Genomic DNA, 22279 nt, shown 5'->3' on the forward strand with positions numbered 1-22279 from the left:
TAAGCAATTTATAAAAGGAAATCTTGATGAAACCTATAGTGTATGTTAACTCTAGTATAAAGGATTTTTATGAAGATAATACTTTAATGGGGAGAATAAAAGATAGATTTAAGATTTCTTTTTTAGGAGAAAGTTTTATAAAAGAACTGAATTTAAACATTTATAAATTAAAACTTCCTCCTAATTTAAATAAAAAAGCGTATTGTAATAACTTGGGGATTGCGAGGAGAAAAGTTAAAAATAAAGATACAGAACTAGCAATAAAAACCTATAGAGAATTTGATTATGGCTTTTTTAATGATTTTCAAAAAGATCTAATGGCTTTTAGTATAACCGGAAGTTCAAAGCTTATATTGAGAACTAGACATAAAAGTATTCGAGACAGCTGCATAGTTATCTATGATGGAGCAGATGATATAAATTTTAATATAATTTGTTTTATGGCAAAAGAAGCTAAATATGTAGTCTTGCTGTCTAAGAATATAATAAAGATCAATAGAATATCTCAGTATGTTATTGCAAACTATGGTGTAACCCCTATAATAACCTCAGATATAGAGTATGCATTAAGAGCTGCAGATCTTATTGTAACTTCGAGGGCAATTGATTTAAATAACAATGCTGTAGTTTGGTATTTAAATAATAGGTATATTCCAATAAGGGAAAACAACACTATTATAAATGATGTAACATATAATGTGCCGTGGATGTTAGATGGTATTAATATGTCACCTGAACTTCTAGGATCAATATTGTGCCAGATGGATGGAACGGATGTAGAAAAATCACTGAAATATAATGGCATATTTTTAGATGACATAAAATTTAATGATAACACACTAATTTTAGACTAAGTCAGCAAATAGGTTGATCAGATTCGAATTAGGTTTGAAAATGTTGACATTAAGATAAGGCTGTTTTATAATTACTTAAATGATTGTTAAGATAATATTAGCTATATTTAAGAGGATTTAAATATTGACATAGAAAGTTTTTTGATAAATTATTTAAAGGGGAGAATAAAATGAGTGAATCAAAAAAACATATAATGACTTATGAGGGTATAAAGAAATTAGAAGATGAGTTAGAATATTTAAAAACTGTTAAAAGAAAAGAAATAACAGAGAAAATTAAAGTTGCACTTTCTTTTGGGGATTTGAGCGAAAACTCAGAATATGATGATGCTAAAAATGAACAAGCATTTGTAGAGGGAAGAATAGTTCAACTTGAAAATATGCTTAAAAATGCTAGTGTTATAGATGATAGTGAAATACCTACAGATATTGTAAGCGTGGGAGCTATTGTGACAGTGAAAGATTATGATTTTGATGAAGAAGTGGACTATGTAATTGTAGGATCAGCAGAAGCAGATCCTCTAAATAACAGGATATCTAACGAATCACCAGTTGGAAGAGGCCTTGTAGGTAAAAAAATAGGTGATATACTAGAAATACAAGTACCAGATGGAGTCAGTAAGTATGAAATACTAGGTATAAGAAGATAAATTGGAGGGTTTTAAATGTCTAATGAAGAAAAAAATTTAAATGAACTAGAGGAAGATTATAATGAACTTATAAAGATAAGAAGAGAGAAGTTCTTTAATCTGCAAAATGAAGGAAAGGATCCTTTTGATGTTTATAAAGTTGAGAGAACTCACACATCAAAACAAATAAAAGATAACTATGAACAGTTAGAAGACAAAGAAGTAACTGTAGCAGGAAGACTTATGTCAAAAAGAGTTCAAGGTAAGGCTGGATTCTCAGATTTGCATGACAGATATGGAAAGATACAACTTTATATAAAAATAAATGATGTAGGCGAAGAAAGATTAAAAGAATATAAATCCTTTGATATAGGAGATATTTTATCTGTAACAGGTAAGGTATTTAAAACTAAGACAGGAGAAATATCTATACATATTACAGATTTTGAGCTTACAGCAAAATCATTAAAGCCACTTCCAGAAAAGTGGCATGGATTAAAAGACCCTGACTTAAGATATAGACAAAGATATGTGGATCTAATAATGAACCAAGATGTTAGAGATACATTTATGAAAAGAACAGCTATAATTAAAGCTATAAGAGAATTTTTAGATAACAAAGATTATTTAGAAGTTGAAACTCCAGTACTTTCACCGATAGCAGGTGGAGCTGCAGCTAGACCGTTTGATACTCACCACAATGCTTTAGATATAGATATGTATTTAAGAATAGCTACAGAACTTTATCTAAAGAGACTTATAGTCGGTGGATTTGAAAAAGTATATGAAATAGGTAAAAATTTTAGAAATGAAGGAATAAGTGTAAGACATAATCCTGAATTTACTATGATAGAATTATACGAAGCTTTTGCAGATTATAATGATATGATGGAAATTACAGAAAATATGATAGCTTATGTATGTGAGAAGGTTCTTGGTACTACTAAGGTAATGTACCAAGGTACAGAAATAAATTTTGCACCACCATGGAGAAGAGTTACAATGGTTGACGCTGTAAAAGAATATGCTGGTGTAGACTTTAATGAAATAAGGACTGATGAAGAAGCAAGAGAAATAGCAAAAGCAAAACATCTTAAGTTCAAAAAGGAATTAAAGGATTGTACAAAAGGTGAGATTTTAAATATGCTATTTGAAGAGTTTGGCGAAAGTAAATTAATTCAGCCTACTTTTATAATCGATTATCCGGTAGAAATATCACCTCTTACTAAGAAAAAGAGAGGAAATCCTGGCTTTACTGAAAGATTTGAAGGATTCGTATTTGGTAGAGAACTATGTAATGCTTATTCAGAGCTAAATGATCCTATAGTTCAAAAAGACAGATTTATTCAACAGCTTAAGGAAAGAGAGCTCGGAGATGATGAGGCTTACATGATGGATGATGATTTCATTAATTCATTAGAAATAGGTATGCCTCCTACAGGTGGACTTGGTATAGGTGTAGATAGATTAATAATGTTTTTAACGGACGCTGCATCTATAAGAGATGTTATATTATTCCCAACAATGAAACCAAATCAACAATAATAATTTTAACTAGCAGAAAGACTGTTTTTCTGCTAGTTTATTTTTATTAGACTACTTCTTCCTATAATAGTTCAAGTTTTTACTAAAAAAATGCGAAATAAGCAAAAAAACATAGAAAAAGCTATTGCATTTTAAAAAATACCTGTTATAATAATACATGTAAGTTAAGTCGTTCCGTGGTAGCTCAATGGTGGAGCATTCGGCTGTTAACCGAAGGGTTGGAGGTTCGAATCCTCTCCACGGAGCCATTTTTTATTTTTTGACAAATGGATAATATAATTTTAACAGGAAACAATAAAAGTATTGGTTAATGTTGACACAGGTGTTTTTATATTGTAATATAATGTATAAATAATTTAATATTTCACTATGATGAGGAAGAGTAATGATAAATATCTTTAAAGAGAGATTGTGGTAGGTGCGAATAATCATGAGTTTATCGCGAAGGGAGCTTCGGAGTGATGTAGAACTAAGAGTAGGGCTAAGGCCAAAAAGGGTGGAACCGCGGAATAAGTATTCGTCCCTTTATGGTAAGGTCTTTTTTTTATATCTAAAATTATGGAGGTAGATTTTATGGCTGTGGAAAAAACTATGGATAAGGTAGTAGCTTTGGCTAAAAACAGAGGATATGTATATCCAGGATCAGAGATATATGGAGGGTTAGCAAATACTTGGGATTATGGTCCTTTAGGTGTAGAATTAAAAAATAATGTTAAAAAAGCATGGTGGCAAAAGTTTGTTCATGAAAGTAAACATAATGTAGGAGTAGATTGTGCTATCCTTATGAATAGTGATGTTTGGGCTGCATCCGGACACATTGGGAACTTCTCAGACCCACTTATGGATTGTAAGGAATGTAAAACTAGATTTAGGGCTGATAAGATAGTAGAAGATCATATGACAGCACAGGGAGTAGAGAAGGCATGTGCTGATGGATGGGGTAATGAAAAGCTAAAACAATATATTGATGAACATGAAATAGTTTGTCCTAGTTGTGGTAAGAAGAACTTTACTGACATAAGACAATTTAATTTAATGTTTAAGACTTTCCAAGGGGTGACAGAGGATAGTAAAGCAGAAATATATCTAAGACCAGAAACAGCACAAGGTATATTTGTAAACTTTAAAAACGTACAAAGAACAACCAGGAAGAAAGTGCCGTTTGGTATAGCTCAAATAGGTAAAGCTTTTAGAAATGAGATAACACCTGGTAACTTTACATTTAGAACTAGAGAATTTGAGCAAATGGAGCTTGAATTCTTCTGTAAACCTGGTACTGATTTAGAATGGCATGGTTACTGGAAAGAGTATTGCTGGAATTTCTTATTGAAACTAGGTATTAAAGAACAAAATGTAAGATTTAGGGATCATGCAAAGGAACAATTATCACATTACAGTAATGCTACTTCTGATATTGAATATTTATTTCCATTTGGATGGGGAGAGTTGTGGGGAATTGCTGATAGAACTGATTATGACCTAAAACAACATCAGACTCATTCAGGAAAAGATTTATCATATCTTGATCCTACAACTAACGAGAGATATATACCATATTGTATAGAGCCTTCAGTAGGTGCAGATAGAGCGGTTTTGGCGTTTTTAGTAGATGCTTATGATGAAGAGGAACTTGAAGATGGCGATGTAAGAACAGTACTTCATTTCCATCCTGCATTGGCTCCATTTAAAGCGGCTATCCTTCCGCTTACTAAAAAACTTTCTGAAAAGGCGTTAGATATCTATGATGATTTAAGAAAAGAATTCAATGTAGATTATGATGAAGCGGGAAGTATAGGGAAGAGATATAGAAGAGAAGACGAAATTGGAACTCCATACTGTATAACTGTTGATTTTGATACTTTAGAAGATAATTCTGTAACTATAAGAGATAGAGATACTATGAAACAATTCAGAATTAAAATAGATGAACTTAAAAACTTTATAAAAGAAAAGATGGAATTCTAATAGACTAATGGAAACAGGTACATTTACATTTGATATAACTCAAGGATAAATGTACCTATTTTCTATGAAAAAATTTAATTGTATTATAATCGGATTAGCTCAAAAAAGAAAAAAGCCGGATATTTTATCCGGCGAAAATAGGGTTTAATCATGGGGATATGTTATATGTTTAATTAAAACTTGGGGAATTATATTAATGTTTCCTTACGGCACATTCATAGTATAGCATAGAAAAACAGTAGAATTCAATAGAATATAATAAAGTTTATAAATTAAGTATATTCTCATAATTTCGACAGTATTCGCTGTTGAAATTATATATCTATTAAACTTAAATGAACTTTAGTAAATTTAAAGAATGTGAAGAAATTTGTCGTATAAAGAATTTAAAAGCTACTTAGAAAATAATTCAATTTCTCATTGAAAGTGATATAATTTAATAAAAGGCTAGTTTAATAATTAGGTTTTAATTTTGGAGGTTTTTGATGAAGAAAAATTTTGATATATTTAAGAAGTTTATAAGAGGAAAAAAAACAGCCGTGGTTGGTATAGGTATTAGTAATACACCTTTAATAGATTTTTTAGTTCAACTAGGTGCGCAGGTAAGTGCATTTGATAGAAAAAAAGAGAATGAATTAGGAGAAACTGCTATAGAATTTAGAAAAAAAGGAGTTAATCTTGTCCTAGGAGAAGACTATTTGGATAATTTAAAGGGGTTTGAGGTGATTTTTAAAACTCCCTCTATGAGAATTGATAGTCCTGCATTGGTTAAAGCTAAAGAAGAGGGATCGTATATAACTTCGGAAATGGAGGAGTTTGTTAGATACTGTCCAGCGAAAATATATGGAATAACAGGAAGCGATGGAAAAACTACAACAACAACTTTAGTTTATAATATGCTCAAAGAACAGGGATATAAAACTTGGGTTGGAGGTAATATAGGAACACCGTTATTTACAAATATAGAAGAAATGAGTATGGATGATAGAGTGGTATTAGAGTTATCAAGTTTTCAGCTTATGACTATGAATGTATCACCAGAAATATCTGTTATTACAAATTTAAGTCCTAATCATTTGGATATTCACAAAGATATGGATGAATATGTTGAAGCTAAAAAAAATATATTTAAGTATCAAGAAGAGTCAGGCTTATTAATATTAAATCAAGATAATGAGCTAACTAATTCTATGACAGAGGAAGCTAATGGAGAAACGTACTTATTTAGTATAAGGAAGGACGTAGTGCAAGGCGGGTGCTTTAAAAATAATAAATTATATATAAATGAAGAAGCTGTATGTGACCTTAACGAAATAAAGCTTAAAGGTATGCATAATGTAGAAAACTTGCTTGCAGCTTTTTGTGCGGTCAGCGGAGATGTAGAGATTAAAAATATGAGAAAGGTTGCGACAACCTTTGCTGGTGTAGAACATAGGTGTGAATTTGTAAGAGAAATAGGTGGTGTAAAGTATTATAATGATTCTATTGCGTCCAGTCCTAGTAGAACCTTAGCTGGGCTGAATGCCTTTGAAAAACCAGTTATTTTGATTGCAGGTGGATATGATAAGAAAATTCCTTTTGAACCTTTAGCAGAGGAAGGATATCATAAAATAAAAATATTAATATTAATAGGAGCAACAAAATACAAAATAAAAGAGGCTTTTGAGAATTTTGTTAGGGATAAAGATATAGAACTTCCTATAATTATAGAAGATACATTAGAATCTGCTATTTATAAGGCAAGGGAGATTGCATCAAGTGGTGATATAGTAACACTGTCTCCAGCATGTGCAAGTTTTGATATGTTTGCTAATTTTGAAATTAGAGGAAATGTATTTAAAGATATAGTGGGCAAAATATAAATAATTTGAAGCATCGATAACTCCTTATTTGTCTTAAATAAGGAGTTATTATTTTAATTATAATTTTTGTAAAATCAAATTATATGGAATTAACTTATCCAGGTGTATCAATATATATAAAACTTAATATAAATTAGAACTAGTGAGAAATTTAATTATATTTGCGAAAAATAACATTTTATATAAATATCAGGATGAATAAATATGATAAGATTACACATGTCGTTTGGAGAAAAGAAAAATTCTTAAAGCGTACTTATTAAATAGATTGATCCTTGAAAATTAAACAGAGGTTAAAAATCAGATGATTTTTATTAAGTAAACTAAACCAGCAATTCTTTAACTACTATAATATAGTAGTGAGTAAAACAGTAATGAGCATTCAAACTTTTAAATTGAGAGTTTGATCCTGGCTCAGGACGAACGCTGGCGGCGTGCCTAACACATGCAAGTCGAGCGATGAAGCCCTTCGGGGTGGATTAGCGGCGGACGGGTGAGTAACACGTGGGTAACCTGCCTCAAAGAGGGGGATAGCCTCCCGAAAGGGAGATTAATACCGCATAATATTAGTTTTTCGCATGAAGAACTAATTAAAGGAGTAATCCGCTTTGAGATGGACCCGCGGCGCATTAGCTAGTTGGTGAGGTAAAGGCTCACCAAGGCGACGATGCGTAGCCGACCTGAGAGGGTGATCGGCCACATTGGAACTGAGACACGGTCCAGACTCCTACGGGAGGCAGCAGTGGGGAATATTGCACAATGGGCGAAAGCCTGATGCAGCAACGCCGCGTGAGTGATGAAGGCCTTCGGGTTGTAAAGCTCTGTCTTTTGGGACGATAATGACGGTACCAAAGGAGGAAGCCACGGCTAACTACGTGCCAGCAGCCGCGGTAATACGTAGGTGGCGAGCGTTGTCCGGATTTACTGGGCGTAAAGGATGCGTAGGCGGATATTTAAGTGAGATGTGAAATACCCGAGCTTAACTTGGGTGCTGCATTTCAAACTGGATATCTAGAGTGCGGGAGAGGAGAATGGAATTCCTAGTGTAGCGGTGAAATGCGTAGAGATTAGGAAGAACACCAGTGGCGAAGGCGATTCTCTGGACCGTAACTGACGCTGAGGCATGAAAGCGTGGGTAGCAAACAGGATTAGATACCCTGGTAGTCCACGCCGTAAACGATGAGTACTAGGTGTAGGAGGTATCGACCCCTTCTGTGCCGCAGTTAACACAATAAGTACTCCGCCTGGGAAGTACGATCGCAAGATTAAAACTCAAAGGAATTGACGGGGGCCCGCACAAGCAGCGGAGCATGTGGTTTAATTCGAAGCAACGCGAAGAACCTTACCTGGACTTGACATCCCCTGAATAGTGCAGAGATGCATGAAGCCCTTCGGGGCAGGGAGACAGGTGGTGCATGGTTGTCGTCAGCTCGTGTCGTGAGATGTTAGGTTAAGTCCTGCAACGAGCGCAACCCCTATCATTAGTTGCTACCATTAAGTTGAGCACTCTAGTGAGACTGCCCGGGTTAACCGGGAGGAAGGTGGGGATGACGTCAAATCATCATGCCCCTTATGTCCAGGGCTACACACGTGCTACAATGGTAGGTACAGAGAGATGCAAGACCGCGAGGTGGAGCAAAACTCAAAAACCTATCCCAGTTCGGATTGTAGGCTGCAACTCGCCTACATGAAGCCGGAGTTGCTAGTAATCGCGAATCAGAATGTCGCGGTGAATACGTTCCCGGGCCTTGTACACACCGCCCGTCACACCATGAGAGCTGGCAACACCCGAAGTCCGTGAGGTAACCTGTAAAGGGGCCAGCGGCCGAAGGTGGGGTTAGTGATTGGGGTGAAGTCGTAACAAGGTAGCCGTAGGAGAACCTGCGGCTGGATCACCTCCTTTCTAAGGAGTCGACAAAGTAGGTAACTCTACTTTGAACGGTTTGTTTACACTCTGTTTAATTTTGAGGGATTATTTATCCATTGACACGGTAGTGTTAAGGTGGTAAAATAAATTCTCAAATTGTTCTTTGAAAATTGCACAGTGAAGAAACGTTAAACAACGCAATTGTTTAACAAAAATAGAAGTAAAGCTAAAGGTAGAACTACTTATATAATAAGTAATAACCTTTGTAACTTTAATCAAACTCATAGAAATATGAGTGATAAATTGGTCAAGCTACAAAGGGCGCATGGTGAATGCCTTGGCACCAGAAGCCGAAGAAGGACGCGATAAGCTGCGATAAGCTTTGGGTAGGCGCAAATAGCCAGTGATCCAGAGATTTCCGAATGGGGCAACCCACATTGCTAACGCAATGTACTGTAAACTGAATTCATAGGTTTATAGAGGTATACCCGGGGAACTGAAACATCTAAGTACCCGGAGGAAGAGAAAGAAAAATCGATTTTCTAAGTAGCGGCGAGCGAAAGGGAAAGAGCCCAAACCAGGAACTTGTTCCTGGGGTTGCGGATAGACCATAAATACTGCAATTTTTTAACTGAAGAGAGCTGGAAGGCTCCGCCGTAGAAGGTAAAAGCCCTGTAAGTGAAAAGAAAAAGCAGTCAGGTCTAATCCAGAGTACCACGAGACACGTGAAACCTTGTGGGAAGCAGGGAGGACCACCTCCCAAGGCTAAATACTAACTGGTGACCGATAGTGAAGCAGTACCGTGAGGGAAAGGTGAAAAGAACCCCGGAAGGGGAGTGAAATAGAACCTGAAACCGTGTGTCCACAATCAGTCGAAGCACTTTTATGTGCGACGGCGTGCTTTTTGTAGAACGAGCCAGCGAGTTACGATGTGTAGCAAGGTTAAATACTTAAGGTATGGAGCCGAAGGGAAACCGAGTCTGAATAGGGCGAAAAGTTGCATGTCGTAGACCCGAAACCGGGTGACCTATCCATGGACAGGTTGAAGCGGAAGTAAAATTCCGTGGAGGACCGAACCACGTTGGTGTTGAAAAACCATGGGATGAGCTGTGGATAGCGGAGAAATTCCAATCGAACTCGGAGATAGCTGGTTCTCCTCGAAATAGCTTTAGGGCTAGCGTTTTGAATGAGTAATGGAGGTAGAGCACTGAATGGGCTAGGGGCTGACAACAGTTACTGAACCCTATCAAACTCCGAATGCCATATACTTGAATCAAAGCAGTCAGACTACGAATGATAAGATCCGTGGTCAAAAGGGAAACAGCCCAGACCATCAGCTAAGGTCCCAAAGTGTAAGTTAAGTGGAAAAGGATGTGGGATTTCTAAGACAACTAGGATGTTGGCTTAGAAGCAGCCACTCATTTAAAGAGTGCGTAATAGCTCACTAGTCGAGAGATCCTGCGCCGAAGATGTTCGGGGCTAAAACTTACCACCGAAGCTATGGATTGATACGTAAGTATCAGTGGTAGAGGAGCTTCCTGTATGGATTGAAGTCGTACCGAAAGGAGCGGTGGACTGTACAGGAGTGAGTATGCTGGCATAAGTAGCGAGAAATAAGTGAGAATCTTATTGGTCGAAAACCTAAGGTTTCCTGAGGAAGGCTCGTCCGCTCAGGGTTAGTCGGGGCCTAAGCCGAGGCCGAAAGGCGTAGGTGATGGACAATCGGTTGATATTCCGATACCGCCAACTGACGTTATTACAAATGGGATGACGCAGGAGGATAAGATGTGCGCACTATTGGATGTGCGTCTAAGCATCTAGACAGACTAGACAGGCAAATCCGTTTAGTCAATGTTGAGGTGTGATGGGGAACCCTTATGGGCGAAGTATCTGATTCCACGCTGCCAAGAAAAGTCTCTATGGAGGATGTTGGCGCCCGTACCGCAAACCGACACAGGTAGGTGAGGAGAGAATCCTAAGACCAGCGGAAGAATTGTTGTCAAGGAACTCGGCAAATTGACCCCGTAACTTCGGGAGAAGGGGTGCCTACGCAAGTAGGTCGCAGAGAATAGGCCCAAGCAACTGTTTAGCAAAAACACAGGTCTCTGCTAAAGCGAAAGCTGAAGTATAGGGGCTGACGCCTGCCCGGTGCTGGAAGGTTAAGGGGAATACTTAGCGCAAGCGAAGGTATGAACTTAAGCCCCAGTAAACGGCGGCCGTAACTATAACGGTCCTAAGGTAGCGAAATTCCTTGTCGGGTAAGTTCCGACCCGCACGAATGGCGTAATGATTTGGGCACTGTCTCGACAACAAATCCGGCGAAATTGTATTGCGAGTGAAGATGCTCGCTACCCGCGATTGGACGGAAAGACCCCGTAGAGCTTTACTGTAGCTTAGCATTGAATTTCGGTATTGTCTGTACAGGATAGGTGGGAGACTGAGAAACAAGGGCGTCAGCCTTTGTGGAGTCAACCTTGGGATACCACCCTGACAGTACTGGGATTCTAACCGGCGGCCATGAAACTGGTCACGGGACATTGTTAGGTGGGCAGTTTGACTGGGGCGGTCGCCTCCAAAAAAGTAACGGAGGCGCCCAAAGGTTCCCTCAGAACGGTTGGAAATCGTTCGAAGAGTGCAAAGGCAGAAGGGAGCCTGACTGCGACACAAACAAGTGGAGCAGGGACGAAAGTCGGGCTTAGTGATCCGGTGGTTCCTCGTGGGAGGGCCATCGCTCAACGGATAAAAGCTACCTCGGGGATAACAGGCTGATCTCCCCCAAGAGTCCACATCGACGGGGAGGTTTGGCACCTCGATGTCGGCTCGTCGCATCCTGGGGCTGAAGTAGGTCCCAAGGGTTGGGCTGTTCGCCCATTAAAGCGGCACGCGAGCTGGGTTCAGAACGTCGTGAGACAGTTCGGTCCCTATCCGTCGCGGGCGTAGGAAATTTGAGAGGAGCTGTCCTTAGTACGAGAGGACCGGGATGGACTGACCTCTGGTGCACCAGTTGTTCCGCCAGGAGCACAGCTGGGTAGCTATGTCAGGACGGGATAAACGCTGAAAGCATCTAAGCGTGAAGCCCACCTCAAGATAAGATTTCCCATAGCATAAGCTAGTAAGACCCCTTGAAGAACACAAGGTTGATAGGTTAGAGGTGTAAGCATGGTAACATGTTCAGCTGACTAATACTAATAGGTCGAGGGCTTGACCTAATTTTCACTGTGCAATTTTGAAAGAATAAGTATCTAAAATCATATTCATAAACAGTAAAAATAAAGAATTTAGATATTTTATAAAAAACTTTCTAAAAAGTGTTGACAAACTAAAATAGATGCTATATAATCTATAAATGTAGTAGTCATTAATGATCTGGTGATAATGACGTAAAGGTAACACCCGTTTCCATTCCGAACACGAAGGTTAAGCTTTACAGTGCTGATGGTACTGCACGGGAGACTGTGTGGAAGAGTAAGTCGTTGCCAGGTAATATGGATCTTTAGCTCAGTTGGTTAGAGCAACCGGCTCATAACCGGTAGGTCCGGGGTTCGAGTCCCTGAAGGTCCACCATATGGGGGTATAGCTCAGCTGGGAGAGCACCTGCCTTGCACGCAGGGGGTCAAGGGTTCGAATCCCTTTATCTCCACCATAAAAACGAAGTAGTTTAACTACTTCGTTTTTTTATTTAAAGAGAAAGTTTATATAGAGAAGTTTGAAACTTCACCAGTAACTTTTATCTGATGACTACCCGATCTAATACTCCCATTCGCACAGTGTGAGTCGTTTTTTTCAAAGTGTACGTTGTGAGTGGTTATGGCCCTGAATTCGCTCAACTAAGAATCAGGTGGAGTTTGAAACTCCATCTGAATAAAGTTCTTATGTCTCTTACTTTAAGACTTTTGTTAGAACTAAAAATTTATATTGAAGATATTTAGAAGATAGGTGCTATGGGTATAGCTGCGCTAATTGAAGCAAGATTTCAATTCAGATGGGGATTCTTTTACTCCATGTGAATTGAATAGCTGCGAATGCATGGCTTACTTGGTGTTGAACTCCCACTTAAGCAGAAAACCAAAATCTATGATTTGGTGATGGTCGCTTACTCTATGAGTACTCCTCTGACGTTAGGAAGAGGAGTTTCATATAAAGTTGGAGACTTACGACAAGTTAGTCAGGTTAAAAGAACTTAAATATCAATTCCATGTAAATATTTTAATTAATTCAAATGAAAAAAAGAGGAGTAAAGTTATAAAGAAGAATTGTTAATCAACAACATTTCCAAGCGTGTCATTAGCAGTAATTTGTAATGATAATTAAATATTTAAAGGAAAATAGATATAAGTTGAAATATTTAAAGAATAAGGTTATGCATAAGTTAAGTACTATGATATAATAACACTTGTCCTTGTAACAAAGGAAAATAAATTGTTAATTTGATTTAATAAAGGTTATTGACAAGAGCTTGATGGTTGTGGTATCATTACCAAGTCGTAAAGATGTGTTGATAAATAAAAAAACATGTTGACAAACTTTCTTTTGTATGATAAGATGTAAAAGTCGCTGAGATGAGCGACATGATCCTTGAAAATTAAACAGAGGTTAAAGATCAAATGATTTTTATTAAGTAAACTAAACCAGCAATTCTTTAACTACTATATATTAGTAGTGAGTAAAACAGTAATGAGCATTCAAACTTTTAAATTGAGAGTTTGATCCTGGCTCAGGACGAACGCTGGCGGCGTGCCTAACACATGCAAGTCGAGCGATGAAGCCCTTCGGGGTGGATTAGCGGCGGACGGGTGAGTAACACGTGGGTAACCTGCCTCAAAGAGGGGGATAGCCTCCCGAAAGGGAGATTAATACCGCATAATATTAGTTTTTCGCATGAAGAACTAATTAAAGGAGTAATCCGCTTTGAGATGGACCCGCGGCGCATTAGCTAGTTGGTGAGGTAAAGGCTCACCAAGGCGACGATGCGTAGCCGACCTGAGAGGGTGATCGGCCACATTGGAACTGAGACACGGTCCAGACTCCTACGGGAGGCAGCAGTGGGGAATATTGCACAATGGGCGAAAGCCTGATGCAGCAACGCCGCGTGAGTGATGAAGGCCTTCGGGTTGTAAAGCTCTGTCTTTTGGGACGATAATGACGGTACCAAAGGAGGAAGCCACGGCTAACTACGTGCCAGCAGCCGCGGTAATACGTAGGTGGCGAGCGTTGTCCGGATTTACTGGGCGTAAAGGATGCGTAGGCGGATATTTAAGTGAGATGTGAAATACCCGAGCTTAACTTGGGTGCTGCATTTCAAACTGGATATCTAGAGTGCGGGAGAGGAGAATGGAATTCCTAGTGTAGCGGTGAAATGCGTAGAGATTAGGAAGAACACCAGTGGCGAAGGCGATTCTCTGGACCGTAACTGACGCTGAGGCATGAAAGCGTGGGTAGCAAACAGGATTAGATACCCTGGTAGTCCACGCCGTAAACGATGAGTACTAGGTGTAGGAGGTATCGACCCCTTCTGTGCCGCAGTTAACACAATAAGTACTCCGCCTGGGAAGTACGATCGCAAGATTAAAACTCAAAGGAATTGACGGGGGCCCGCACAAGCAGCGGAGCATGTGGTTTAATTCGAAGCAACGCGAAGAACCTTACCTGGACTTGACATCCCCTGAATAGTGCAGAGATGCATGAAGCCCTTCGGGGCAGGGAGACAGGTGGTGCATGGTTGTCGTCAGCTCGTGTCGTGAGATGTTAGGTTAAGTCCTGCAACGAGCGCAACCCCTATCATTAGTTGCTACCATTAAGTTGAGCACTCTAGTGAGACTGCCCGGGTTAACCGGGAGGAAGGTGGGGATGACGTCAAATCATCATGCCCCTTATGTCCAGGGCTACACACGTGCTACAATGGTAGGTACAGAGAGATGCAAGACCGCGAGGTGGAGCAAAACTCAAAAACCTATCCCAGTTCGGATTGTAGGCTGCAACTCGCCTACATGAAGCCGGAGTTGCTAGTAATCGCGAATCAGAATGTCGCGGTGAATACGTTCCCGGGCCTTGTACACACCGCCCGTCACACCATGAGAGCTGGCAACACCCGAAGTCCGTGAGGTAACCTGTAAAGGAGCCAGCGGCCGAAGGTGGGGTTAGTGATTGGGGTGAAGTCGTAACAAGGTAGCCGTAGGAGAACCTGCGGCTGGATCACCTCCTTTCTAAGGAGTCGACAAAGTAGGTAATTCTACTTTGAACGGTTTGTTTACACTCTGTTTAATTTTGAGGGATTAATATATAATAGATACTAACGTGTATCATTATTATTAAGAATTAATATCTCAAAAAAATAAGGGCTTATAGCTCAGCTGGTTAGAGCGCACGCCTGATAAGCGTGAGGTCGATGGTTCGAGTCCATTTAAGCCCACCAATTGTTCTTTGAAAATTGCACAGTGAAGAAACGTTAAACAACGCAATTGTTTAACAAAAATAAAAGTAAAGCTAAAGGTAAACTACTTGTACGAGAGTATAGGTAACACCTTTGTAGATTTTTATGAACTAAAACCAGAAAATTGATAGAAACGAGCAGATCGAGGAAAAGCCTGAGCGAGGAGCAGAGTTTACTGACTGGTAAATGAGCACCGCAGCGAGAGATTTGACGAAGAGATGCGAAGTTTATAGCAATTTTCGATATAGGTCAAGCTACAAAGGGCGCATGGTGAATGCCTTGGCACCAGAAGCCGAAGAAGGACGCGATAAGCTGCGATAAGCTTTGGGTAGGCGCAAATAGCCAGTGATCCAGAGATTTCCGAATGGGGCAACCCACATTGCTAACGCAATGTACTGTAAACTGAATTCATAGGTTTATAGAGGTATACCCGGGGAACTGAAACATCTAAGTACCCGGAGGAAGAGAAAGAAAAATCGATTTTCTAAGTAGCGGCGAGCGAAAGGGAAAGAGCCCAAACCAGGAACTTGTTCCTGGGGTTGCGGATAGACCATAAATACTGCAATTTTTTAACTGAAGAGAGCTGGAAGGCTCCGCCGTAGAAGGTAAAAGCCCTGTAAGTGAAAAGAAAAAGCAGTCAGGTCTAATCCAGAGTACCACGAGACACGTGAAACCTTGTGGGAAGCAGGGAGGACCACCTCCCAAGGCTAAATACTAACTGGTGACCGATAGTGAAGCAGTACCGTGAGGGAAAGGTGAAAAGAACCCCGGAAGGGGAGTGAAATAGAACCTGAAACCGTGTGTCCACAATCAGTCGAAGCACTTTTATGTGCGACGGCGTGCTTTTTGTAGAACGAGCCAGCGAGTTACGATGTGTAGCAAGGTTAAATACTTAAGGTATGGAGCCGAAGGGAAACCGAGTCTGAATAGGGCGAAAAGTTGCATGTCGTAGACCCGAAACCGGGTGACCTATCCATGGACAGGTTGAAGCGGAAGTAAAATTCCGTGGAGGACCGAACCACGTTGGTGTTGAAAAACCATGGGATGAGCTGTGGATAGCGGAGAAATTCCAATCGAACTCGGAGATAGCTGGTTCTCCTCGAAATAGCTTTAGGGCTAGCGTTTTGAATGAGTAATGGAGGTAGAGCACTGAATGGGCTAGGGGCTGACAACAGTTACTGAACCCTATCAAACTCCGAATGCCATATACTTGAATCAAAGCAGTCAGACTACGAATGATAAGATCCGTGGTCAAAAGGGAAACAGCCCAGACCATCAGCTAAGGTCCCAAAGTGTAAGTTAAGTGGAAAAGGATGTGGGATTTCTAAGACAACTAGGATGTTGGCTTAGAAGCAGCCACTCATTTAAAGAGTGCGTAATAGCTCACTAGTCGAGAGATCCTGCGCCGAAGATGTTCGGGGCTAAAACTTACCACCGAAGCTATGGATTGATACGTAAGTATCAGTGGTAGAGGAGCTTCCTGTATGGATTGAAGTCGTACCGAAAGGAGCGGTGGACTGTACAGGAGTGAGTATGCTGGCATAAGTAGCGAGAAATAAGTGAGAATCTTATTGGTCGAAAACCTAAGGTTTCCTGAGGAAGGCTCGTCCGCTCAGGGTTAGTCGGGGCCTAAGCCGAGGCCGAAAGGCGTAGGTGATGGACAATCGGTTGATATTCCGATACCGCCAACTGACGTTATTACAAATGGGATGACGCAGGAGGATAAGATGTGCGCACTATTGGATGTGCGTCTAAGCATCTAGACAGACTAGACAGGCAAATCCGTTTAGTCAATGTTGAGGTGTGATGGGGAACCCTTATGGGCGAAGTATCTGATTCCACGCTGCCAAGAAAAGTCTCTATGGAGGATGTTGGCGCCCGTACCGCAAACCGACACAGGTAGGTGAGGAGAGAATCCTAAGACCAGCGGAAGAATTGTTGTCAAGGAACTCGGCAAATTGACCCCGTAACTTCGGGAGAAGGGGTGCCTACGCAAGTAGGTCGCAGAGAATAGGCCCAAGCAACTGTTTAGCAAAAACACAGGTCTCTGCTAAAGCGAAAGCTGAAGTATAGGGGCTGACGCCTGCCCGGTGCTGGAAGGTTAAGGGGAATACTTAGCGCAAGCGAAGGTATGAACTTAAGCCCCAGTAAACGGCGGCCGTAACTATAACGGTCCTAAGGTAGCGAAATTCCTTGTCGGGTAAGTTCCGACCCGCACGAATGGCGTAATGATTTGGGCACTGTCTCGACAACAAATCCGGCGAAATTGTATTGCGAGTGAAGATGCTCGCTACCCGCGATTGGACGGAAAGACCCCGTAGAGCTTTACTGTAGCTTAGCATTGAATTTCGGTATTGTCTGTACAGGATAGGTGGGAGACTGAGAAACAAGGGCGTCAGCCTTTGTGGAGTCAACCTTGGGATACCACCCTGACAGTACTGGGATTCTAACCGGCGGCCATGAAACTGGTCACGGGACATTGTTAGGTGGGCAGTTTGACTGGGGCGGTCGCCTCCAAAAAAGTAACGGAGGCGCCCAAAGGTTCCCTCAGAACGGTTGGAAATCGTTCGAAGAGTGCAAAGGCAGAAGGGAGCCTGACTGCGACACAAACAAGTGGAGCAGGGACGAAAGTCGGGCTTAGTGATCCGGTGGTTCCTCGTGGAGGGCCATCGCTCAACGGATAAAAGCTACCTCGGGGATAACAGGCTGATCTCCCCCAAGAGTCCACATCGACGGGGAGGTTTGGCACCTCGATGTCGGCTCGTCGCATCCTGGGGCTGAAGTAGGTCCCAAGGGTTGGGCTGTTCGCCCATTAAAGCGGCACGCGAGCTGGGTTCAGAACGTCGTGAGACAGTTCGGTCCCTATCCGTCGCGGGCGTAGGAAATTTGAGAGGAGCTGTCCTTAGTACGAGAGGACCGGGATGGACTGACCTCTGGTGCACCAGTTGTTCCGCCAGGAGCACAGCTGGGTAGCTATGTCAGGACGGGATAAACGCTGAAAGCATCTAAGCGTGAAGCCCACCTCAAGATAAGATTTCCCATAGCATAAGCTAGTAAGACCCCTTGAAGAACACAAGGTTGATAGGTTAGAGGTGTAAGCATGGTAACATGTTCAGCTGACTAATACTAATAGGTCGAGGGCTTGACCAAAAAATAGTTAAGAGTGTAGAGTTGAGAATTAAGAGTTAATGATGATTTTCACTAGCGTGAAAATCTAAAATTTAAATTAATTAAGCTCTATATAAAAAAGCTATACTTATCACTGTGCAATTTTCAGAGAATAATATTCTCATAAGAGTTAATAATTTATTGTGTATAAAGTTATTAGTTAGTATAATTATCGTTTTTTCGACGCTAGGAGAAAAAACAAGCATAACTCTTAACTATTAATTCTTAACTCTCAACTAAATAAATCTGGTGATAATGACGCAAAGGTAACACCCGTTCCCATTCCGAACACGAAGGTTAAGCTTTACAGTGCCGATGGTACTGCAGGGGAGGCCCTGTGGAAGAGTAGGTCGTCGCCAGGTAGATGTTCCGTGGTAGCTCAATGGTGGAGCATTCGGCTGTTAACCGAAGGGTTGGAGGTTCGAATCCTCTCCACGGAGCCATTTTTATTTTTTGCTTAGGATAATAGACACTAGCTATAGTTTTAGTAGCTAGTGTTTTTTTGTACTTGAAAATCCTGTAGAAAATATTTTTAATAATTTATATAGTAGGGAGCATAAAAATAAAATGAATGGTAAAGATATAATCAAACTATTTAGAAAATTTATTTAATTCTGAAAGGAATTTTTAAATTAAAATAGAATATATAATTAAGCTTAAAAGTAAGGGGGAATTGCTTATGAAAAACTACACAACCAAAAACTTAAGAAATATGGGTATAATTGGACACAGTGGTTCAGGCAAAACTACTTTAACAGAAGCAATACTTTATTATGCAAAGGCTACAGATAGATTTGGCAAAATAGAGGAAGGTAATACAATTAGTGATTATGACGCAGAAGAAAGAAAAAGAAAAATATCTATATCAACATCAATATCTCCATGTGAGTGGAAAAATGTTAAAATAAATTTGGTTGATATACCAGGATATTTTGATTTTGTAGGAGAGACTTTTCAAGGACTAAGAGCAACTGATATAGCAATGATAGTTGTATCAGGAATATCAGGTATTCAAGTTGGTACAGAGAAAGCTTGGCATTATGTTAATGAATATAAGTTACCTAAAGCTCTCTATGTAAATAAGTTAGATAGAGAAAACTCTGATTTTGATAAAATTTTACAATCGCTTAAAGAAAAGTTTGGAATGTCAGTAGTCCCTGTACAATATCCTATAGGAAGTGAAAATAACTTTAAAGGTGTTATAAATGTTATTTCGAGAAAGGCAAGAATATTTGATGAAAAAAATCAGAGAATGATTGAATCTGAAATACCAGATGAACTTATAGATAAAATTGACCAGTGTAAAAATATGATTATTGAGGCTGTTGCTGAAACTGATGAATCTTTACTTGATAAATATTTTAGTGAAGGAACATTAAATGATGAAGAAATATATAATGGATTGATAAGTGGGTGTGCAAAAGGAGAAATTACTCCAGTTATGTGCGGTTCAGCATTAAATGGAATAGGAATAGAAACTTTACTTGAAGATATAGTTGAGTGTTTTCCATCACCTGAGGACTCAGAACCAATTAAAGCTAAAGATTTAAAAGAAGGCGCTGATATAGATATTAAGGTTAATGAAAGTTTGCCATTTTCTGCCTTTGTTTTTAAGACTATAGCGGATCCTTTTGTTGGGAAGTTGTCTTTATTTAAAGTAATGACCGGAAAAGTAAAATCAGATTCTATTGTTTATAATGCTAATAAAGATAAATCTGAAAAGGTTGGAACTATGTATTTCTTAAAAGGTAAGCAGCAGATTCCAACAAATGAAATTATAGCAGGTGACATTGGGGCTGTATCAAAGCTACAATATACTGCTACGGGGGATACCTTATGCGATAATTCTAAACCTATAATTTTTGAAAATATAGAGTTTCCTAAACCAATAATGTCTATGGCTATGTTGCCAAAATCTAAAAATGATGAGGATAAAATCTCCAATGGGTTAAATAAATTATTAGAAGAAGATCCTACTTTTAATGTATCAAGAGATTTAGAAAATGCTGAAACTATAGTTTCAGGAATGGGAGAAACCCATCTTGATATAATAGCATGCAAGCTGAAAAGTAAGTTTGGGGTAGATGTAATGCTTCAAACTCCCAAAGTACCTTATAGAGAGACTATAAAAAAGATTGCAGATGTTCAGGGAAAACATAAAAAACAATCCGGTGGACATGGGCAGTATGGAGATGTAAAAATTAAATTTGAGCCTAGAAATGATGGAGAAGATGGGCTACAATTTGTAGATCAAGTGGTTGGAGGAGTTGTTCCTAGACAGTATATTCCAGCAGTTGAGAAAGGGCTTAAGGATTGTATATCGCATGGTGTATTAGCAGGATATCCAGTAATAAGATTAAAGGCCACTTTGCATGATGGTTCTTACCATCCTGTAGACTCATCAGAAATGGCATTTAAAGTAGCAGCATCTATAGCTTATAAAAAGGGTCTTGTAGAAGCTCAACCAGTATTATTAGAACCAATTATGTACGTTGAAATAGTAGTTCCAGAGTATTATATGGGCGATATTATTGGTGACATAAATAAAAAGAGAGGAAGAGTTTTAGGAATGGAGCCTTGCTCAGATAACCAGAAAATAATAGCTGAAGTTCCTCAATCGGAAATGTTTAAATATGCTACAGATTTGAAATCCATGACTCAAGCAAGAGGAAGTTTCAATATGAAATTTGATAGGTATGAGGAAGTTCCAGCAACTGAGGTAAATAAAATAATAGAAGAATCTAAACGATTAAAGGTTAAAGAAGAAGTATAGATAGCAACCCTAATAGTGATATCGCTATTAGGGTTTTTGTAATAATATTTTGCATATTTTAATAAATTATAAGAGAAAATAAATATAATAGTTAATTTGTAGTAACTCAGTAAGGAGAGATTTTATGTCAGAATACCACATGGATATAAATGGATCTATAGAATTAGGAGATTATAGTAGTATTTATGATTATATATCTATAGTTAATAAAAATGATAATCTTACAATTAGCATACATAATGATGAAACGCAGAATGTGAATATAGTATGCAAGATGTTAGAAACTAATAATTTTGTAGTTAATTTATATGAAAGGCAAAATGACAGAAAATATTACATTGAGGCATATAAAAATAATGGATAATAAATAACTGACTTGTAAAACTTATGAGTCAGTTGTTTATTGCGTTAGTTTAGAAAACAATTATCCAGAGAAAGATTTTGTGAACTTATAATTATTTATATTTTTATAATCTGATATGTGGTGTAAGGCTTGGAATTATAAATATTTTATGATTTATACAGATTGATTTAGAAAATAAAAGATAAAATAATATATTTGAGATTTTTGATTTAAAAGATGAAAATTTCAAGAAATATAAATGTTGAATAAGTAAATAAACAGTATTAGAATTAAATAAAAGTCAAAGAAAGTAAAAGTCAGGAGAGTGTTCTTATGACCAGACTATCAGATGTTATAGAAGAATTCATAAAAGATATGATCAAAAATAGCAGTGAAAATCAATTGCAAATCGTAAGAAATGAATTAGCTAATTATTTTAGTTGTGCGCCTTCTCAGATAAATTATGTATTAACAACAAGATTTACAATAGATAAAGGCTATTATATTGAAAGTAGAAGAGGGGGAGGCGGGTATATTATAATAAAGCAGTTTAAGTTGAAGCAAGACGAATCTTTATTAGATGTAATAAATGAAAAAATAGGAGATAGCATAACTTATAATACAGGTGCTTATATAATAGAGGGCTTAGTGGACTCTGGCATAATTACTAAAAGGGAGAGTGATATTTTAAAAGCAGCAATAAATGATAGGACGTTAAATGTATCTTTAGATAACAAAAATAAACTAAGAGCAGACATTTTAAAGTCAATTGTTACTGTAGTTTTAATTAAATCTTAACTCATTATATAGAAAAATATATACTACACAATAGAATATAAAAAG

At 38.8% G+C, this 22279-nt stretch carries 8 protein-coding genes, 5 tRNA genes and 6 rRNA genes; all 19 read left to right on the forward strand.

Annotated features, from left to right (window positions below; genetic code table 11):
* The first annotated feature begins 26 nt into the window (after positions 1–26).
* The 19 genes from CLMAG_RS00730 to CLMAG_RS00820 all read left to right on the forward strand — a co-directional run bounded on the left by CLMAG_RS00730 (position 27) and on the right by CLMAG_RS00820 (position 22234).
* Positions 27–854, forward strand: a complete 828-nt coding sequence (locus tag CLMAG_RS00730) for a Rossmann-fold NAD(P)-binding domain-containing protein (RefSeq protein WP_066616557.1) — start codon at positions 27–29, stop codon at positions 852–854.
* 170 nt (positions 855–1024) lie between these two features.
* Positions 1025–1504, forward strand: a complete 480-nt coding sequence (greA, locus tag CLMAG_RS00735; protein ID WP_066616559.1) for a transcription elongation factor GreA — start codon at positions 1025–1027, stop codon at positions 1502–1504.
* Between the two features lie 15 nt (positions 1505–1519).
* Positions 1520–3028, forward strand: a complete 1509-nt coding sequence (lysS, locus tag CLMAG_RS00740; protein WP_066616562.1) for a lysine--tRNA ligase — start codon at positions 1520–1522, stop codon at positions 3026–3028.
* Positions 3029–3201: 173 nt separating this feature from the next.
* Positions 3202–3276: transfer RNA gene (locus CLMAG_RS00745), tRNA-Asn, on the forward strand.
* A gap of 325 nt (positions 3277–3601) precedes the next feature.
* On the forward strand, positions 3602–4993 hold the full coding sequence (locus tag CLMAG_RS00750) for a glycine--tRNA ligase (protein WP_066616564.1): 1392 nt from the start codon (positions 3602–3604) through the stop codon (positions 4991–4993).
* A 485-nt stretch (positions 4994–5478) separates the two neighbouring features.
* Positions 5479–6855, forward strand: coding sequence for a UDP-N-acetylmuramoyl-L-alanine--D-glutamate ligase (gene murD / locus CLMAG_RS00755; protein WP_066616566.1), 1377 nt, complete (start codon positions 5479–5481; stop codon positions 6853–6855).
* Between the two features lie 391 nt (positions 6856–7246).
* Positions 7247–8758: ribosomal RNA gene (locus tag CLMAG_RS00760) — 16S ribosomal RNA — on the forward strand.
* A 269-nt stretch (positions 8759–9027) separates the two neighbouring features.
* Positions 9028–11931 (forward strand): 23S ribosomal RNA (locus CLMAG_RS00765).
* Positions 11932–12087: 156 nt separating this feature from the next.
* Positions 12088–12204, forward strand: a 5S ribosomal RNA gene (gene rrf, locus CLMAG_RS00770).
* Positions 12205–12209: 5 nt separating this feature from the next.
* Positions 12210–12286, forward strand: a tRNA-Ile gene (locus tag CLMAG_RS00775).
* Positions 12287–12289: 3 nt separating this feature from the next.
* Positions 12290–12365: transfer RNA gene (locus CLMAG_RS00780), tRNA-Ala, on the forward strand.
* A 1048-nt stretch (positions 12366–13413) separates the two neighbouring features.
* Positions 13414–14925: ribosomal RNA gene (locus CLMAG_RS00785) — 16S ribosomal RNA — on the forward strand.
* A 132-nt stretch (positions 14926–15057) separates the two neighbouring features.
* Positions 15058–15134: transfer RNA gene (locus CLMAG_RS00790), tRNA-Ile, on the forward strand.
* 265 nt (positions 15135–15399) lie between these two features.
* A 23S ribosomal RNA gene (locus CLMAG_RS00795) occupies positions 15400–18302 on the forward strand.
* A gap of 263 nt (positions 18303–18565) precedes the next feature.
* A 5S ribosomal RNA gene (rrf, locus tag CLMAG_RS00800) occupies positions 18566–18682 on the forward strand.
* Together the 16S, 23S and 5S rRNA genes with 4 tRNA genes alongside form the textbook arrangement of a ribosomal RNA operon.
* 6 nt (positions 18683–18688) lie before the next feature.
* Positions 18689–18763: transfer RNA gene (locus CLMAG_RS00805), tRNA-Asn, on the forward strand.
* A gap of 236 nt (positions 18764–18999) precedes the next feature.
* Positions 19000–21093, forward strand: a complete 2094-nt coding sequence (gene fusA / locus CLMAG_RS00810; RefSeq protein WP_066616567.1) for an elongation factor G — start codon at positions 19000–19002, stop codon at positions 21091–21093.
* A 124-nt stretch (positions 21094–21217) separates the two neighbouring features.
* Positions 21218–21457 carry a hypothetical protein gene (locus tag CLMAG_RS00815; RefSeq protein WP_066616569.1) on the forward strand — a complete coding sequence of 80 codons (240 nt, stop codon included), beginning with the start codon at positions 21218–21220 and terminating at the stop codon, positions 21455–21457.
* Between the two features lie 312 nt (positions 21458–21769).
* On the forward strand, positions 21770–22234 hold the full coding sequence (locus CLMAG_RS00820; RefSeq protein WP_066616572.1) for a CtsR family transcriptional regulator: 465 nt from the start codon (positions 21770–21772) through the stop codon (positions 22232–22234).
* Positions 22235–22279 lie beyond the last annotated feature (45 nt).

The organism is Clostridium magnum DSM 2767 (assembly GCF_001623875.1).
GTDB lineage: Bacteria > Bacillota > Clostridia > Clostridiales > Clostridiaceae > Clostridium_AM > Clostridium_AM magnum.

Excerpts from the sequence above, each read along its gene's own strand:
- CLMAG_RS00730 (WP_066616557.1), top strand. The coding sequence starts at position 27 with ATGAAACCTATAGTGTATGTTAACTCTAGTATAAAGGATTTTTATGAA.
- greA (WP_066616559.1), top strand. The coding sequence starts at position 1,025 with ATGAGTGAATCAAAAAAACATATAATGACTTATGAGGGTATAAAGAAA.
- lysS (WP_066616562.1), top strand. The coding sequence starts at position 1,520 with ATGTCTAATGAAGAAAAAAATTTAAATGAACTAGAGGAAGATTATAAT.
- CLMAG_RS00750 (WP_066616564.1), top strand. The coding sequence starts at position 3,602 with ATGGCTGTGGAAAAAACTATGGATAAGGTAGTAGCTTTGGCTAAAAAC.
- murD (WP_066616566.1), top strand. The coding sequence starts at position 5,479 with ATGAAGAAAAATTTTGATATATTTAAGAAGTTTATAAGAGGAAAAAAA.
- fusA (WP_066616567.1), top strand. The coding sequence starts at position 19,000 with ATGAAAAACTACACAACCAAAAACTTAAGAAATATGGGTATAATTGGA.
- CLMAG_RS00815 (WP_066616569.1), top strand. The coding sequence starts at position 21,218 with ATGTCAGAATACCACATGGATATAAATGGATCTATAGAATTAGGAGAT.
- CLMAG_RS00820 (WP_066616572.1), top strand. The coding sequence starts at position 21,770 with ATGACCAGACTATCAGATGTTATAGAAGAATTCATAAAAGATATGATC.